The following is a 17,298-nucleotide window of genomic DNA, read 5'->3' as shown; positions in this document are numbered from 1 at the left end:
GCGATGATGTCGCCGCTGGAGGCAACGAGGCCGCCAACGGTGAGGCTGAAGTCGCCATCCTTGGCGATCAGGCTGCCGGTATTGTCGACCCGGCCCCCGACCGTGACCTTCAGGTTATCGTGGGCACCGATCTGGCCGGAATTGTCGAGGTCACTTCCGATCCCGAGTGCAAGGGTCTGGGCGTTGATCAGACCACTGTTGGCCACCGCACCGGCGATCTGGATATCGCCAGCGGCATTGGCGATGATAGTACCCGCGTTGGCGAGACGCGGAGCCTTGACGGCGAGGTCTCCGGTAGCCTCGATGCGGCCCTTGTTGTCGGTGGCGCCGGTCAGCGCGAGGCGGACGCCGGTGCCGGCGAGGCGTCCGTCCGGGCCGTTGGTGAACTCACCCGCTTCGACGTCGAGGCCATTGGCGGCCACGATCCCGCCGATGTTGAACAGGTGGCCGGTGCCGAGGCGCACGATCACGTCAGTGCCGCCCATCCGGGCCGACGCCGCGGGGGTCTCGTAGGCGGCCGCGGTCACCGCCAGGCGACCCTTGGCCATGATGTCGCCGCTGGAGGCGACGAGGCCGCCGGCGGTGAGGCTGAGATCGCCGCCCTGGGCGATCAGGCTGCCCGTGTTGTCGACCCGGCCCCCGACCGTAGCCGTAAGGCCATCGAGGGCGATAATTTGGCCGTTGCTGGCGAGGTCGCCGCCCACGTCCAGTGCAAGCACCTTACCCTGCACACTTCCCGCGTTAGCGAGCGAACCCTTGATGCTGAGAGCTAACCTCTCCGCACTTTGTACGGTGCCTGCGTTCGTGAACGGTCCCGAAATGGCCGCCTCGAGAACCCCATCGGCCTCCAGCCGCGATCCTGGTGCGCCGGAGTAAAGGCCTGCGGTTATGCTCAGGCTGCCACTGAAGCGGGCTTCACCGGCATTGATGAAGGCGCCTTCGCCAAGCGCGAGAAGTCCTTGGCCGCTGCCGCGGATCGATCCACTGTTCGTCAGGGAAGCGGCCGTCAGGGCGAGATCGCCGGTGCTGACGATCGTGCCGCTGTTGCTCACATAAGTCCGTACAGCGAGCGTGGTCTGACCATCAGCCAGGATCTGGCCAGCATTGGTCAGGCTCGGTGCATCCAATTTGAGGTCGCCGGCTGCGCGGATAGCCCCCGCGTTGCTTGCGTCACCAGTCAGATGCAGCGACATATCGCGGCCTTGCGATACCCCTGACGCTGCTTGTGTGAACCGGCCTGCCGTAAGGTCGAAGCGACCGGCGCTTAGTACCTGTCCGGCATTGGTGAAGTCGCCGGTCCCCAATGTGATCGCGACCAAACCGCCTTCGAGACGCGTCTCCGCGGTCAGACCTTCGTAGCTCGCGGCACGCAGGGTTAGTGCTTTCGAAGCCGAAATCGTGCCGCTGGATCTGACACCCCCGGAAGCTTCGAGCTGTAGAGCACCCTCTTGGCTGAGAATCTGCCCAGAATTGCTGACTGCCTGTACGCCGGTGATCGTCAGATCGCCGACCGCCCCGATTTGGCCGGCGTTGAACAGATCTCCGGCCAGAGCGATCTTGGCGGCCGCCCCCGAGCGGAGTTCCGCTCCGGCCATATTGGCCAGCGTCTCCGCCGAGAGAGCCAGGCGGTCTCGCCCGAGAATGCGACCGCTGTTCTCGAAGGCAGTGATGACCTTGAGATCGGCCTCCGCCCCCTCGATCACCGAGGCGCCGCCGCCCTTGTACGAGGCGGCTCGAAGCGTCAGCCGGTCGTTCGATTTCAGGGACCCGTCGTTGCTGATCGCGCCCTGAGCTGTGACGCTTAGCGCACCATCCGAAAGGACGGCGCCGCGGTTGTTCAGGTCCCCTTGCGCGGCAACGGTGGTTTCGCCACCGTGGATCGTGCCGGTTTCCGTATTGGTGATGTTGTTGGCACTGATCGATGTGCTGTTGCGCCCGTCGAGCAGGCCGGCGTTCCAGATGTCGCCGGCGAGATTAAGCAGAAGGTCATCACGGACGATGACACCGGTCTCATCGTTCTGAAGGGATTCGCCGATATCCAGCGCTATGTTCGGAGCGTCGATGGTCGTGGCATTGGCAAGCTTGCGATCGGCCCTGATCCGGATGGTCCCCGGTGCCGAGAATTCTGTCCCGGCGCCGAGGGTGACGTCCCGACCGGTGATGACGGCTTCGCTGGCCGACGTCAGATGTGTCGCACCAAGTTGTACGGTCTCGATACCCGCAATCGAGACGTGGCTGCCCTTGGCTTGGAGATCGGTCGTCGTAACCGAGCGCCCCTCTAGCGCCAGACGACCTCCGGCTTCCACTAAGCCTCGGGCGTCCAGACCCTCGGTTGCGATCAGGCTGATCGCTTGGCCGGACGCGAGCTGGCCGCCGCTCGTGAGCGATCCCAGTGCTTCCGCCACGAGCCTGTCGCTGGCCTTGACCTGGGATCCCGTCTCGACGGCGATGTCGTGGGCCGCCAGCGTGATCCGGCCGAGTGCCTCATGGTCGAGAAGCGGTGTGCCGTTCGCATCGACCCGTCCGGCCTTGGCCAATGTCAGCCGTCCCGCGGCGTCGAGGTCGAGGTCACCAGTCGCGGCCGAGCTGTGTACGAGCAGGTCGCCCGCACTCTTGATCGCGATACCGCCTGGGACCTGTTCGCTCGCGCCGGTAACGAGGTTCGGCTGAGCCAAGCCGACAGCGCTCAGGTCGCCGATGAGCGAGACCCCGAGGTCGAGATCCTTCGACAGCACGGAAATCGTGCCGGCGCGGATGGTCCCCGCGGAGGTGGTGGAGATCGCCAAGCCGGTGACCAGCGGAACGTCCGAACCGGCGATCGCGGTCGCGACATCACCACTCGCATCGTAAGTCATGGCGCCGGCGCGCAGGCGCACGGCACCTTTGGCGGTGACTGCACCTTCGACCTTGATTTGGCGCCCGATCAGGTCGATCGCCTGCAAGGCTTGGCCATCTGCCCCTAAGACCCCGGTTCCCTGGATCGAAACGGTCCCACGACGGACCTCGAAGCTGACTGTGCCGGTGCGGTAGTTCGGGATCGGAACACCGGTGGAGAGCGTCACCTTGCCGGCGTTGAGAAACGAGCAGCTGGTGCAGGCGACGCCGTTGGGATTGGCGACGATGACGTCGGCGCGCGAGCCAAAGACTTCCGTGGGTCCGTTGAGCGCGGAGGCCGACGAGCCCGTGACCTCGTTGACGATCACGCTCGCAGGCCGTTGACCCACGAGGTTGGGATTCGCCGGCACGGCTCCGCCAATGATCGACGTTCCGCCGAGCCCCGAATTGTTCAGGATCAGCCCGCGGGTATCGACGTTGAACGAGCCGTATTTGTTATGGGACACACCCCCGACCGATGGGGTGACGATGTTGACCAGTGGAGTCCCGGACCGGGTTGCGGAAATGCCGGGGCGGAACTGGATCGGCGCGGCCGGATCGCTGATCACCTGCGCACGTGCGAGTTCGGTGAAGAGCGGTTGAAAAGCCAAGCTCAATGCCGCCGACAGGGCAAGCATTTGGGCCGGTCGCCAGCGACGCAAGCTCCGCTGAGACGGACCCGAACTGAAGACGCACGCACCGTTCTGCATGCCCCGAGCCGCTGATGATCGACCGTCGGACACCCGTCGATTACTCCGCCTCAGCCATCGCCATATGCCTCATGATATCCGCATAACGTCTGTTTAAAAGTAATGCCTAGTTTTAATAAATATATCGTCCTAGATTATCGATCGCTCCGATATTCTTGCCGCCGTTATCCGAGCATGGACGGCCAGCTTAAAGATTTCATTAAGTTGCGTATGTGATTTTTTACGTCGAATCAACAGCAGCTCGGCGCCTTATCCGCAAAAATACGCGGTGCCGACTTCGTATTTTGTCGACTCAGCTTCAATTTAATTGGCAGAGTGTTATTGCGATGCGTCCGATCATACCTAAGATCAGCTCTAATTACTGCCAGACGACCAATAAGGTTGGCGACCTACGCTGCGCTTGGCCTATCCACACCCTTATCATCGTCGGATGTTTGCTGATCTCCTCAGGGATTGGCCGTGCTGAGGAACGAGTTGGCGCCTGGGAGATCATTTGCGACGATCCCGCAGATAGATCGCCGTGCCGGGCCATTCAGCGCAAATATGCTCCCGACGGAAAAGAAACGATCCTCGCTTTGACAGTCTTGATACCTGAGCCGAACCGGCCGGCTGCAGGAATATTATCGATACCGTTGGGCGGATATCTGGCGCCTGGCATCGAGATCACCATCGATAAACGTCAGAAATTCAAGCTGCTCGTCGAGACCTGCAATCCGAGCGGATGTCACGCCGGCTTCCCTATTCAAGGACGCGTCCTCCAAGCCCTTGAGAAGGGCCATGAGGCCAGCATCCGGATCTGGACGACGAAGAACAAGCCCGTCGTCACCGACCTGCGCATCGATCGCTTTGAAGAAGTCATCAGCCTATTGAAGAGGCGCGCCAAGCCATGAGTATCGCAAGACACATTTGCCGCGTTGCGACGATGCACGGGCGATTTGCCCCTATCCTGACCGCCGCGTGCCTTATGAATTCCAGTTCGACCGAATGCTCGGCTCAATACATCGTGCCTGATGGCGGAACGCGAACTCACGTCATCAGCCCGATGGGGTCCCGAGTCGATGTCAGCATCGCGACTGCGACAAATCGCGGAATAAGTCACAATACATACAGTTCTTTTTCGGTTCCTACCGTCGGAGCCAATCTCATCAATAGTGGCGTCAATGCCGGGCTAATCGTCAACGAAGTGACATCCACGAGCCGCAGCCTTTTGAACGGACCGCTCGAGATTCAGGGCCGGCAGGCCCATCTCGTCATCGCTAACCCAAACGGCATCACCGTCGACGGCGCGAGTTTCCTTAACGTCGGTGGTCTCGTCCTGTCGACCGGCCGGGTCGGTTACGACGGCCCCGGCTCGAATGCCAGCGTCAAGGTCAGCTCGGGGACCGGCGACATCCTGGTCGAAGGCGCCGGTCTCACCGGAACGCTGTCGACCTTGCAGATAATCGCTGGGCGGCTGAAGATCGATGGACCGGTCGTCAACGAACATACCAGTCCCCATGCCGCGATCGGTTTGACGGCCGGTCGTGCCGAATTGGACCTCGATCCCTCCGCTCCTCCAAGCGGCACGCAGCAGTCGCTCGTCAAGGAACGACGCTCGCTGGGAGGATCCCGCCCGGATGAAATCCTGATCGACGTGACACCGCGCGGTTCGGTCGTCGCGAGCCGGATCACACTGGCGGCGACCGAGCAGGGCGCAGGTGTCCGGTTCGCCGGACGAGGCTTGGCATCCTTGGGTGAATTCACGATCGACGCGGGTGGCAAGGTGTCGGTTTCGGGGGCCGAGATCAAAGCCGAACGCTCGGTCAAGATTTCGGGAACGGCGGTGGAGGTGCTCAACGCGCCACAGGCTCAGAGCCGCGTGACTTCGACCAAGGGGGCGGTGTCTCTGACGGCAACCGCCGGAAGCATCGACATCTCCGGCGCGGTGACCGGCGCGGATCGCGACAGCGACGACGAATCCACGGGCGGCGCCGTGACGTTGAAGGCGAGCGGCGACATCCGGCTGCTGAGCGAGAACGCCGACCGTCTCGCGATCGCCTTTGCGGCCAAAGGCGATCTCGTGGCGACGGCCGGCCAGTCGATCGTCAACGACGCTGGACGGCTGCTGGCAAACGGGACCGTCTCGCTGGCCGCGCAGCGCCTCGACAACGGGGTCGGAGTGCCCGGCCATAACTCGGACGACAGGTCAAAAGAGGGTCGCCTTCGGGAACGCTTGCCTATGGCTTTCCGCCGCTGGAGGGGTCGCACGGCCACGGTTGACACCGTCGATTTCGGTGATGTCCGCGCTCCCAAGCCGCAAGCTTTCGTCGCCGGATCGGCCGTTAGCATCAACGTCACCGATCTGGTCAACTCCGGTACGATCAACGGGCTCGACGGTGCAGTGGTGATCAACACTGCTAGGCTGCACAATATCGGCACCGCGACAGGATCGTTCACGTATTTCAAGGAATGTCGATTCGGTTGCAGGAGCAGAGCCTTCTCGACGCTCGGTACGTATGGCGGTCAGATCAGTGCGTCCCGCAGCGTCCTGATCGCAGCGAGTGATAGCCTGATCAACGATTACGGTCAGATCACCGCGTACGGCAACTTGAAAATTGTCTCTCCTCACGTGCGAGCCATTGGGGAGATCGTCCCAGATCCAATCAAACGGCCTGCCGGTCTCTACAACGCCTTCGGCGGACCATCGACGCAGCTCAGGTTCCGTTCTCTGGGCGGCGAATTCAACGCGCCGGAAGGGGCGGTCACGATCGTTTCTGCCAATCCGGTCGAGCTTGACGGTGGCGGCATCACGGCAAAGGCGAACCAGAGCATTCCCGGCGGGACCAATCCTGCTGGCGCGATTGATCCACTTGCCAGCACCCGTCAACACGAAATCGGCCTTCTACGGGAGGTCGCACGATGAGGCTCTCGCGGCATACGAGTTGCCGACGCGCGGCGTTGGCAGTGATCCTGGGCGGAGCGCTGGGGCCAGTTATGGCCGAGGCGGCGCAGCACGAGAACCCGGAGCTTCGCAACCGTATCATTCTAACTACACATCATCGAAAGCCGTCCGTGAACGGCCTCGATAAAGAGTCCTGCTTTCCACTTCGTGAGATCCAGATATCCGGACTCGAATTAATCGATACTGAAAGCGTCCGAAGCACCGTCGAACCGCTCGCATACGATTGCATCGGTAACACTCTGGCAAAAGCCATTGTCGGAGCGATCAACGAAATTCACGCTGCGGCAGGATTCATCACAACGCAAGGATATCTTCCAGATCAAGATATCCGCAAGACAAAATCCTTGAAGATCAATGTCGTGACCGGCCGGATGGACAAGTTCGTCTACAGGGAGACCGATGGCGTCGAGGCTCTGCCCTTGAGGGAGCGCTTAGAAAAAGCATGGGAGCCCGTCCGCGAGGCAAGAGGACCTTGGGCCTTCGTCAAAGCCGTCTCTGGATTGGTCGATCGCTTCGACGACACGCTCGACAATTTTGAAATACTGAATGGTCAGTCCCAGTCAGAAGCAAAAAGCTGGTTGGTTTTCGATCTCGATCCTGACGATGCGCTGAACATCTCGGATGTGCAGCGAGGGCTCGACGTCCTGAATAAGGTCCCCTCTAATCACGCGGAGGCGAAGTTGCTCCCGGGCAGCGCGCCGGCGACGTCCATCGTTCAGATAACGAACGACCGATCCGATAGCTTCCGAGCCGTCGCCGGGTATGAAATCAACGGGACGAGTATCAACCGCAGCGGCAATACTGTTGCGAAGCGCGCGCGCCTCGATGTCGCGAAAGACAATCTCATCGGCATCAATGACACGTTCGCGTCGACTCTGGCATCCGGCCTTAATAGCAATGAGGTGCAGGCACGTGTCTCGGTGCCATGGCAAAGACTCAAGTTTGCGATTGACGCTGGGTACTCGGAACAACTTTCCTTCTTGACGGAAAGGACCGAGTTCCTGTTGCAGAGCGCGAACGTCACCGGCTCCGCGAGCTACCTTTTGGAGAGGGGCAAGGAGCAACAAACCACAGTCGAGACCTCTTTGGGTTGGAGGCAGGTCCAGCGCCACATCAACGCGGAGCCGCTGACGCCGCAGAGGGTCGTTCCGCTGCGCATCGGGCTCTCGCGTGTCCATAGCTGGGAAGCACCTAGCGAGGGACTGCTGCTAGGCCGGGAATTGTCCTACGGCTTCGGTGTCAATCGCGGCCTGCCAATCTGGAATGCGACTCTCGACCCGGCCAAACCGATCCCATCCGCACCCCGCGCCGAATTCTGGAAGCTCGACGCGGCACTCGGCGTAGCACAAGGTCTTCGAGATATCGGTGTTGTACGTGTCGACGTCGTGGGTCAATGGACCGATCACCCACTCTATTTTGATGACCAACTAACCCTCGGTTCCCAGAGCAGCATCCGAGGTTTCGCAAACACAGCAGCCAAAGTCGATCGCGGTGTCGTCGTCCGATCCGAATTTGCCGCGCGGCTTCCAATCGATCTGCTGCAAATCGATAGCAACGATTGGACTTTCTTGGACGATACCCTCCGTGCTTTACAACCATATGCATTCGCGGATGCCGGGTATGGAGAGATGATCGCTGATGCACACGGCTTGACGCGGGCCAGTGCAGGTGGCGGAATGCGCTATGCTTACGGACGTACGAATTTTGACATCAGCATCGCGCAACCTGTCTATGCTCAGGGAACAGCGCGCATCAAGTACAGTCCAGAAGTATATTTCACTCTCAACTTGAAACTCCTGTGATATAAATCGGGGAAAATCAATGTCGCTGCGGTTTTTTATTGGTTCGGTGGTCGCGCTGGCGCTGATGTCAAATGCGGCTTGGAGTCAGTCCAAGCCTGCCTCGGAAAATGCGAAGGGTAGCTCACCCAAGAGCGACACTCAAAAGAAGCAAAATGAAGCTCGTAAGGACGGCTCGGTAAAATCGGGCTTGGCATTGTTGAACGAAAACAAATTCAACGACGCTATCAAAAACTTCAACGACGCTTTCGAGAATGGAGATGCCGACGGAGCCTACTATCTGGGACGGATGCTGGAGCTCGGCGTCGGGATCCAACGGGACGCTGCCAAGGCTCGTCCCCTCTATATCGCTGCCGCAGATAAAGGTTCCGCCAAGGCGATGAACCGAGTTGGATTGATGTATTTCCGTGGCGAGGGCGTTCTCCAGGACGATAAGGCCGCCTTCAACTCCATCTGCAAAGCAGCTGATTTAGGCGACCTCGATGCAGCGTTTAATTGCGCATCACTTTATTCCGAAGGCCGTGGAGTCGCGGCGGATGTTCAAAAGGCCATGGGATATTACGAGAAAGCTGCAGTGCAGGGGCATATCGGCGCACTCAATGCTTTGGGCTTCGCATACAGAGATGGTATAGGCGTCAGCGAAGATCTCACGAAATCACAAGCAGCTTTCGAGAAGGCGGCGGGTAAAGGAAATCCGGTTGCTCTGTTTGAACTAGGATCGTTCTACGAAGCCGGAAAGGTCGTAGCCAAGGATTTAGTCAAAGCACACGTCTACTACAATCTGGCCGCGGCGCGGCAACATCCGAACGCATCCGAAGCACTTCAACGGGTTAGTTCTCAGCTTTCTCCAGAAGAAATTTTAAAGGCGCAGGCTGAAGCTAAATCGTGGAAAGCTGACGGCTGACCTGACGATGCGAGGTTGGCTGATGCCGAAAAAATTTCGAGAACCAGGCCGCTGTGCCTCAGAGGCGTAGGTTGATGCAGGTGCGGCCGGTCAGGTCCTGCAGCGTGCGTGGCGTTGGCCGGCGCGCGAAGTAGGCCTGCCGGCCCACGGCGACCATGCGGATGTCCGGACCGATGCGGGCCGCGACCATTTGGCAACGGCGTCAGCCGGCCGGAAGTCCCGTCGCTGCCTGGTGCACGATGGCGGCCTCAAGGAAGGAGATGACAGGCGCGTCGAGAATCCCTCCGAAGTGACGGGGATCGGCCATGATCCCCCCTGAACTGACCGGCTGGCTTTTGACCGGGCTGATTGGGAGGATCAGCTATTGCACTGACTCAGACGGATGGTGCAACTTGGCTGTTGAGGATGGCGGTTGCGGGTTTGGACCAGACGAAGGGTTTAGATCATCGGTTGTGCTTGGCGATGTAGCGCTCGATGGCCGCCTGCAGGTCGACCGCGCCAGTGAACGTTCCGCGCCGCAGCCGCTGACGTGACAGCGCTGAGAAGAACCCCTCGATGGCGTTGAGCCAGGAGGCGGAGGTTGGGGTGAAGTGGAACACCCAGCGTGGGTGGCGCGACAGCCAGGCTCGCACCATCGCGTGGGTGTGCGTGCGATAGTTGTCGAGCACCACGTGGGCGACCTTGCCGGCTGGTACCGTCGCCTCGACGGCGTTGAGGAAGCGCAGGAACTCCGCGTGCCGGTGGCGCTGCATGCAGCGGCCAATCACGGTTCCCTCCCGCACGTTGAGCGCGGCAAACAACGCCGTGGTGCCGTGACGAACGTAGTCGTGAGTGCGCGTCGCCGGCCGTCCTGGTGCCAGCGGTCGATCAGGGCGGGTGCGTTCCAGGGCCTGGATCTGGTTCTTCTCGTTCGAAGACAGCACCACCGCATGACGGGGCGGATCCATGTAGAGGCCGACGATATCCTCCACCCTCTCGGCAAAGGCCGGGTCGGCAGAGCGCTTGAAGGTACGCACCCGGTGCGGCTGCAAGCGGTGTTCCTGCCAGATGCGCTGGACCGAGCGCAGCGAGATGCCGGTCACAGCAGCGACAGCGCGACCGGTCCAGCGGGTGACCTCGCCGGGCGGCTCGGAACAGGTGGGAGCCAGCACCTCACCGACGGTGCTGGTGTGGATCGGCGTTGAATGATGCCCCCTCCCATGAGCCCACTTAAGTCGTTACAGCATCATCTGAAACGCGCTGATAGGTGGGGTCACGATCGGCGCCGATCGTGACCCCACCAAAAATGCGTATTTTCGTATTTCAGCAATTGGTTATCGAGAATTTTACTCGGGTCATGGCTCGACGCCGGTGCACAGCTCACAGGCGCGGTCCCTGACAAGCAGGCGCTCACACCGCCTGTAGCGACGGCGACGGGCTCGTCACCGTCAGCAGCGATCCCTGCGCGGTCAGCCTACCGTCCCGCGTGAGCTCCTCGATTTGCGTTCCGATGACTTCACGCAGCTGAGCGCTCGTCGCTTTGAACCCCAGCATACGTGCGACCGCCGGCACGATCTCTTCGGCGCTCGCTCCGAAACTCCCTGTCACGACCTCTTGGATCGCTGCGCGCAGCTCGGTCGGCGGCAGCATATCCGGCCGCCGCAGGGTGCCGGATCCCGCCAAGCTGCGGTCGCGCACGGTGATCGATTGGCCCGGCAGCGCGAGGAATTGGCCGTCCCGCTCGATTCCCCCGCGTGCGCGGGCCACCTCGACGGCGCGCTCGACCGCCGCCTGGATGCGCGGACCGCTGCGCTGCAGGCCCCAGGCCTGGCGCACTCGAGCCGTTACCTCGTCGACGTGTACCGGCCCCTCGACCGCTACGACCTGCTCGACGAGGCCGGCTAGCAGTCCCGTGGGTGTTTCGTGCAGTTCGGGCTGGCCGCGCGGGGCGTTGGGCACCAGCTCCACGTAGAGGTGGCTGGGCTGATCGTCCGAGCGTTCGCTTAGCCCCACCTCGACGACGTCGGCCCGCTCGATCGTCACGACCTCGACCGGGACGGCTCGGGTGCGCGCCCCGCCGAACTCCAGGCGCGCGTCGAGTTCGACCTTGGCCGCCTCGATTGCCGCGACCGTCCGCTCAAGCTGCTCCTCGGGGCGCTGGAACCAATTGATGCTCCATATCCGGTGGATGATCCAGCCGTGGTCCTCGAGAACGGCCTGGCGCAGCCGGTCACGGTCGCGTGCCGAGCGGGATGCGTGGTAGGCCGCCCCGTCGCACTCGATGCCCAGGAGATAACGCCCCGGCCGCTCTGGGTCGGCGATGGCGAGGTCGATGAAGAAGCCCGCCAGACCGACCTGCGGGTGGACTTGGTAGCCGCGGGCTTGCAGCGCGCGCGCCACCTGCGCCTCGAACACGCTGTCGTGGTCGCGGCCCGACGTCTGCGCGATGCCGAGCCGCCCCGTGCGGGCGAAGTGCAGGAACAGTTTGAAGGCGAGCACGCCCCGGCCCTTGGCACGCTCGAGGTCGATATCCTCATCGGTGATCGAGGCGTAGACCTCGCAGCGCCGCTTGGCCCGGCTGATCAGAACGTTGAGGCGCCGCTCGCCCCCCTCCGCGCTCAAGGGCCCGAAGCGCATTGCCATATACCCTTGCGCGTTGCGCCCATAGCCCACCGAGATCATCACGACGTCGCGCTCGTCGCCCTGCACGTTCTCGAGGTTCTTGACGAAGAACGGCTCGCTCGGGTGATCCTGGAAGAACGCTTCCGTCTCGGGGTTAAGCCGGCGCAGGTGCTCAACCTCGTCCTGGATCGCGCGGCGCTGCTTAACCGAGAACGCCACGACGCCCAGGCTGAGGTTCGGGTGGGCCAGCGCGTGCCGGAGAACGGCCTCGGCCACGGCCTTCGCCTCCACCGGGTTGGTGCCGGTGTTGCCGCTATCGAATACCCCGCCCGCCACCTCGTGAAAGCGCAGGCCCATCCCAGCCTCGCCGGTGTAGGGGCTCGGCACGATGAACAGCTTGTTTTCGTAGAACTGGCTGTTCGAGACGGCGATCAGCGACTGGTGCCGGCTGCGATAGTGCCAGCGCAGCATGCGCTGGGGTAGCCCCCGGGCGGTGAACAGGCCGAGTATGCTCTCGACATCGGCGACCTGCGCAGTGCCGTCGTCGTCCTCGTCGCCCGTTCCGCCGGTCATCTTGGCGAAGAAGCGAGTCGGCGGCAGCTGCTTCTCGTCACCGACCACGACCACTTGGCGCGCGCGCGCGATGGCGCCCAGCGCGTCGACCGGCTGGATTTGGCTCGCCTCGTCCATGACGAGGAGGTCGAACTCGACCACTCCGGGCGGCAGGAACTGCGCTACTGAGAGCGGGCTCATCATCAAGACGGGTTTGAGCGCCTGGATCGCGGGGGCGGCGCGCTGCACGAGCTGCCGGATCGGCATGTGCCCGCGCTTGCGCGCCATCTCGGCCCTCAGAACGCCGAGCGGCCCGACCCCGCCTGCGACCGTGGGGATGCGTCGATGGTGGGCGCGGGCCACCTCAACGCTCGCCAGGGCGATGCGCTGCCGGTCTAGATCGGCAAACTGGGCGGCCAGCCGCCCGTGCAGCTCGCCGTCGAAGCGGGCGAGCGCCGGATCTTCCTTCGCGAGCCTACGAAATAGCGCCTCGAAGTAGGCCATCTCGAAGGCGGGCCGGGTGGTGTCCGGCGCGAGTCGGCCGTCGGCCAGCCGATCGACCAGCTCCCCGAGCCCAAGGTCCCGGGCGCGATTGGCGCGCTCGCGGTAGGCGACCCACTTCGAAAGGCCCTCAATCCCCGCGACCCAGCGCGCGAGACCAGCGGCTAGCGCCTCCATCGGGATCGCCGCCACACTTGCGTGGGCGAAGAGCGCGACCACGTCGAGCCTCAGTTCCACGAAGAGCGTGTCGAGGCCGGCGGATAAACGACTGGCCTCGGCCGCGGCCTTCTCCGCCTGCTTGGCCAGTGCGGCTCGATCCGGGACGCGAGCAGCTTGCTCGCGGATGTCGGCGTTGTCCCAGATCCACGCTGCGGCGGCTCCGAGGGTAGGCCAGTTGGAATCGAGGCCACGCCAAGCCGGACCGAACGCGGTGCGGCCGAGGGCGTCCGCGGCCTCGAGCGCGTCGGCGGCCTCCTGTGCGGCGGCTAGGTGCGCGAGCAGGGCGAGGCGGTGGGCAACGGTCGTGTCGGCCGCAATCATCACCGTGCGGCACCCCGCATCGAGGGCGGCGACAGCCCCCGCGCGATCGGCCAACCGCGCGAGGGGAGCCCGGTCGACGCCTGTCACGTCCGGGAAGACCGAACTGTTCGCATCGTCGAGATCCGCCCAGTGGCCGAGCGCGAGCGGGGCGTGCCCCTCGCACAGCCGCGCAAGGGCGGAAGCCTGCGCCTCGAGGTCGGCACGATCAGGTAGGCGGCTAGCGATCAGGCGCGGCTCGGCGCCAAGGCCACGCAGGCTGCGCATCCAGGCGACCAGGGCCTGGAGCGGCTCTGGCCGGGACCGCTCGGCCCGCCAGTCGGCGCCGAACGCCGCCCGTCCAAAGGCGTCCTCAGCTTGCAGAAGCGCGACCGCCTTTTTACCGGCATGAAGTGCGTCGAGGGCGGCGAGCACAGCGGGCAGCGGGGTGTTGGGCGAAGTGAGTACCGTCTTCACAAGGCGGTTCGCCGCGCGCCACTCGCCAGAGAGGAACCGGGTGAAGCCCGTGCCCTTGGCCGCGAGGACTTGGCGAACCGCCGCGAGTTCCGTCGTCCAGGCGGCCTCGCTCAGGACGCCCGCGGTCGCTGAACGGCTCTGCGCGAGCGTGACCACTGCGTCGGCGAGGTCTGCTGCCTGATCGACGCCACGCTCCCACACGGTCGCGGCGAAGGCTTCGGGACTTGCGTCCGGGGCGTCCGCCACGCGCCGCGCGGTGGCCACGAGCCGCTCGATGTCGCTCAGGGTCTCGACGGTTCCCGCGGACCCGAGCCGCTCCTTCAGGTCGCGGGCGGCGGTCAGTATTCGCGGGGCCTGCACCTCGAACGCGGCCGCGCGAGCAAATCCCTCAGCCGGGAAGGCTTTCGGCAGGGCCTCGAGCCCGGCCCGCAGGCCTGTGAGGTCGATCTCGTAGGCCTCCGCCCGTACCGCGCCGGAGAGTTCGGCGACGAGCGCGGCGTAAGCGCTCCCACGTTTGAGCAGTATGGCGATTTCGGGCCGATGTGTGTTCCACGCCTCGCACCCGAGGGCCGCGTCGCCGAGAACCGTCGGTGCCCCAGCGAAGCGTTCGGCCAGCGCGGCGGCGAGCTCGAGGTCACCGAGCGACGCGAGGCCCGGTCGCCCAAGTGGGCCGCCGATGGCCTCGGCCTCGGCGCGCACCGCCCCCAAAGCCGCCCGCAAATCGGCGAGGCGGAGCTTCAGCCGCTCGACGTCGGTCGGTAGGATTGCCTCGAGGCCTACACCGCGCCAGGGGTGGTCGTCCGGCCGGCCGATATCGTCGACGCGCTGTGCGAGTTCGGTCAGCAGATCGTCGCGCTGGCGTACCTCGTCCGCGTTCCAGGCCGGTGCAGCGGACAGGTCGAGATCCGTCGGGCGCTCGCCATCCTGGCGTAAGCGCGTGAGGTGCCCGATGACCTGATATGGGGTGAGACCCGAGGGGACGTGCTGGTGGTGCAGCCGCGCCGGATGGGCGTTCAGTGCATCGCGCGCCTCCGTCAGGCGGGCGATCAGGCTCGCCTCGGTGCCTGACCGGGGCGCGCCGAGCTCCCAGGTGCGGCGCAGCTCGTCGAGCAGCGCACGCTTGTTCGCCTTGTTGGAGTGAAGCTCGAGGCAGGCGTCCCCAACTCCCGCGCCGTCGAGGCGCCGCTTGACCACCTCAAGCGCCGCCATCTTCTCGGCGACGAACAGCACGCTGCGCCCGTCGGCGACCGCCGCGGCGATGATGTTGGCGATTGTCTGTGACTTGCCGGTGCCGGGTGGGCCCTGGATGACGAGGTCGCGACCGCGCCGCACCTCGTGCACGGCCACCGATTGCGAACTGTCGCAGTCGACGATGTGAAGCTGCTCAGCCGGCCCGATGTGCGGGTCGACCGCCGCGTCCTCGCCAATGAGGTCGTGGGCTGCCGGGAAGCCGTCGGACAGAAGGGCCCGGATGGTCGCGCGATCCGTGAAGCGGGCGCCTGCTGGCCAATTGGCCGGGTCGAGGTCCCGGTACATCAGGAATTTCGCGAACGAGAAGAACCCGAGCACGATGTCGTCGGGTAGAACCTCCCAGCCAGGCTTCAGAGCTACCGCCTTCGCCACGTCGGCGGCGTAGGCCGTCGGGTCGAACTCCTCGCCGAGCTCCATCCCAGGCAGGCGGATCGTATGAACCCGCTCGAGATAGGCTTCGAGCGAGAGGTTCGGGGCCTGCTCCTCACCGCGCCAGCGCAGGCGGAAGCGCTCGGCGGCCGAACCGCGTTCGAGCCTGACCGGCAGCAGGGTCAGGGGTGCATACCGGACGTTGGCCGCGTTGTTGGGGTCGATCCACTTCAGTGTGCCGAGCGCGAGGTAGAGGACGTTGACGCCCTGCTCCTCCTCGAGCGTGCGGGCGTCGACGTAGAGGTCGAGCAGGCGCTTCTGCAGCCCCTCCGAGGTCAGGCGGGTCTGCAGTTTGGTGTCGGCGTGGCGATTGTAGACGCCGCGCTCATTGAGGGTATCGGTCTCAGGCTGGGGAAGCGCATCCACTTCATCCGGCTCGGCCTCAGCCTCTGGGAAATCGGGCGCGTCCGGTTCGGCCTTCGTCCGGCTGACGCGGCCGGGCAGGAAAGTGAAAGCCTTACCCTCCCGAAGAAGCATCCGAAATACTTCGGATGCCTTCTCGTCGACGATCTCGAGAGATTTCACGCTCTTGGTTGAGCGCGGGATGTTAAGCAGACGGTTGCGCGCAGAGAGGTCGAGGAGCTCGGCGCGCGCACGCTCGACCTTAGCATCCACAGGCAGGTCCGATTGGAAGATTGAACCGGAGCTGTCGTCCTGCACCGCCGACGCCGTTCCTGCCATCGTTCCCTCCATTAGATAACTTGAACGATATCCAGGCCTAGGTTGTCTATGGCCGTATGGACACAGTTCGGCGAACGGGGTGGGCGATCGCGCATCTGCCGGGGGGATGCTTAGCGGAAGTCGCGCGTCAGTGACCGGATGGCGGGGAGTGCCATGCCGCGGTGCCGTCATCGCAAGTGACGTGCACCCGGGCGACGTCGGCGACGGGACCGTTCCACGGCATCCGTTGTCCGATACGGTCGTGGTTGCCCCTGACGAGGAAGCGTCGGCCGTTCAGGCGGGAGAAGGTCTCCCAGGCGCGGGGCTCGGGGCATCGGTAGAAGACGTCGCCAAGGTGCCAGTCGGTGTCCTGCGGCCGTACGGCCGCGTTCCAGCGGGCAATCAGCCCCTCGTCGTGCTCCTTGATGGTGGCGCACGGCCGGTTCAAGCTGAGACGACCGCCTACTAGGGTCGCCCTATGGGACCAATGCGTGTCCGCGACGAACAGCGTGCGAGGGGGTGACATGAGAGCCTCCATGCGCGGAGGCTCGGCACGCGGCGGGGCACTCCGGGATCAATCGGACGTGTGCGGCGCCAGGCGTTTCATGGTTGAGGATTTCCCTACGTTCAGAGCGTGATCGCCCGGGCGAAGGCTCACGGCAATCTGTGGTGAAAATCTGTGACCTTTCCGTCCACCGCCGAATGGCATCCGCGGGATGGCAACCAACGTCCAGGCGACAGTTCCGATGTTGCGCCTGTCATCGATGGCCTGCCCCCATTCGGTGGCCCGGGTTCGAAGTTAGTGCATCGTCGGTCGGCTGACGATGGCAGGGCGAGCGGACGGCACTGATCCGCTCGGTTCGGTTGGCCAGAGGACGACCTCCGGCGCGGGTGGCTGGTAGCCGAGCGACGAGTGCGGCCGGATGCTGTTGTAGTGCCTCCGCCATTGCTCGATCACGACGCCGGCCTCCTTGAGAGTATAGAATACCTCACCGTTGAGGAGTTCATCCCGCAGCTTTGCGTTGAAGCTCTCGCAATAGCCGTTCTCCCACGGACTGCCAGGCTCGATATAGGCCGTGGTCG

At 63.8% G+C, this 17,298-nt stretch carries 8 protein-coding genes and 1 pseudogene; 4 read left to right on the top strand and 5 right to left on the bottom strand.

The window, feature by feature from the left end; all coding sequences use genetic code 11:
- Window positions 1-3,512 (bottom strand): two-partner secretion domain-containing protein (locus BLQ49_RS29970; protein WP_167627814.1); only part of this gene is annotated, 3,512 nt, incomplete at its 3' end.
- A 398-nt stretch (window positions 3,513-3,910) separates the two neighbouring features.
- On the opposite strand from BLQ49_RS29970, the gene BLQ49_RS27930 reads away from it, so the two are divergent.
- The 4 genes from BLQ49_RS27930 to BLQ49_RS27915 are packed head-to-tail and all read left to right on the top strand — an operon-like array spanning window position 3,911 to window position 9,228.
- A complete protein-coding gene (locus tag BLQ49_RS27930; protein ID WP_091722720.1) occupies window positions 3,911-4,474 on the top strand; it encodes an invasion associated locus B family protein in 564 nt (187 codons plus the stop codon).
- The gene (locus tag BLQ49_RS27925; RefSeq protein ID WP_091722717.1) at window positions 4,471-6,486 is read left to right on the top strand and encodes a filamentous hemagglutinin N-terminal domain-containing protein; all 2,016 of its coding nucleotides are present in this window, start codon (window positions 4,471-4,473) and stop codon (window positions 6,484-6,486) included. The genes BLQ49_RS27930 and BLQ49_RS27925 overlap by 4 nt, the downstream gene beginning before the upstream one ends.
- A 41-nt stretch (window positions 6,487-6,527) precedes the next feature.
- Window positions 6,528-8,327, top strand: coding sequence for a ShlB/FhaC/HecB family hemolysin secretion/activation protein (locus BLQ49_RS27920; protein ID WP_244507794.1), 1,800 nt, complete (start codon window positions 6,528-6,530; stop codon window positions 8,325-8,327).
- A 19-nt stretch (window positions 8,328-8,346) separates the two neighbouring features.
- Window positions 8,347-9,228, top strand: a complete 882-nt coding sequence (locus BLQ49_RS27915; protein WP_244507793.1) for a tetratricopeptide repeat protein — start codon at window positions 8,347-8,349, stop codon at window positions 9,226-9,228.
- Between the two features lie 443 nt (window positions 9,229-9,671).
- Here the strand turns inward: BLQ49_RS27915 and BLQ49_RS27910 are convergent.
- The 4 genes and pseudogenes from BLQ49_RS27910 to BLQ49_RS27895 all read right to left on the bottom strand — a co-directional run.
- Window positions 9,672-10,418, bottom strand: a pseudogene (locus BLQ49_RS27910) (IS630 family transposase); the annotation flags it as partial.
- Window positions 10,419-10,617: 199 nt separating this feature from the next.
- A complete protein-coding gene (locus BLQ49_RS27905) occupies window positions 10,618-16,236 on the bottom strand; it encodes a DUF3320 domain-containing protein (protein ID WP_091722725.1) in 5,619 nt (1,872 codons plus the stop codon).
- A gap of 127 nt (window positions 16,237-16,363) precedes the next feature.
- Entirely contained in the window at window positions 16,364-16,741 is a 378-nt protein-coding gene (locus tag BLQ49_RS27900) for a metallophosphoesterase (protein WP_244507792.1), read from the bottom strand.
- A gap of 273 nt (window positions 16,742-17,014) precedes the next feature.
- Window positions 17,015-17,298 (bottom strand): integrase core domain-containing protein (locus BLQ49_RS27895; RefSeq protein WP_143012365.1); only part of this gene is annotated, 284 nt, incomplete at its 5' end.

This window comes from Methylobacterium phyllostachyos (genome assembly GCF_900103445.1).
In the GTDB taxonomy this organism is placed as follows: domain Bacteria; phylum Pseudomonadota; class Alphaproteobacteria; order Rhizobiales; family Beijerinckiaceae; genus Methylobacterium; species Methylobacterium phyllostachyos.
This window is presented reverse-complemented; position numbering and strand designations above follow the sequence as displayed.

Bases quoted from the DNA above. Each gene is read 5' to 3' on its own strand.
- BLQ49_RS27930 (WP_091722720.1), top strand. From the start codon at position 3,911: ATGCGTCCGATCATACCTAAGATCAGCTCTAATTACTGCCAGACGACC.
- BLQ49_RS27925 (WP_091722717.1), top strand. From the start codon at position 4,471: ATGAGTATCGCAAGACACATTTGCCGCGTTGCGACGATGCACGGGCGA.
- BLQ49_RS27915 (WP_244507793.1), top strand. From the start codon at position 8,347: ATGTCGCTGCGGTTTTTTATTGGTTCGGTGGTCGCGCTGGCGCTGATG.
- BLQ49_RS27905 (WP_091722725.1), bottom strand. From the start codon at position 16,236: ATGGCAGGAACGGCGTCGGCGGTGCAGGACGACAGCTCCGGTTCAATC.
- BLQ49_RS27900 (WP_244507792.1), bottom strand. From the start codon at position 16,741: ATGTCACCCCCTCGCACGCTGTTCGTCGCGGACACGCATTGGTCCCAT.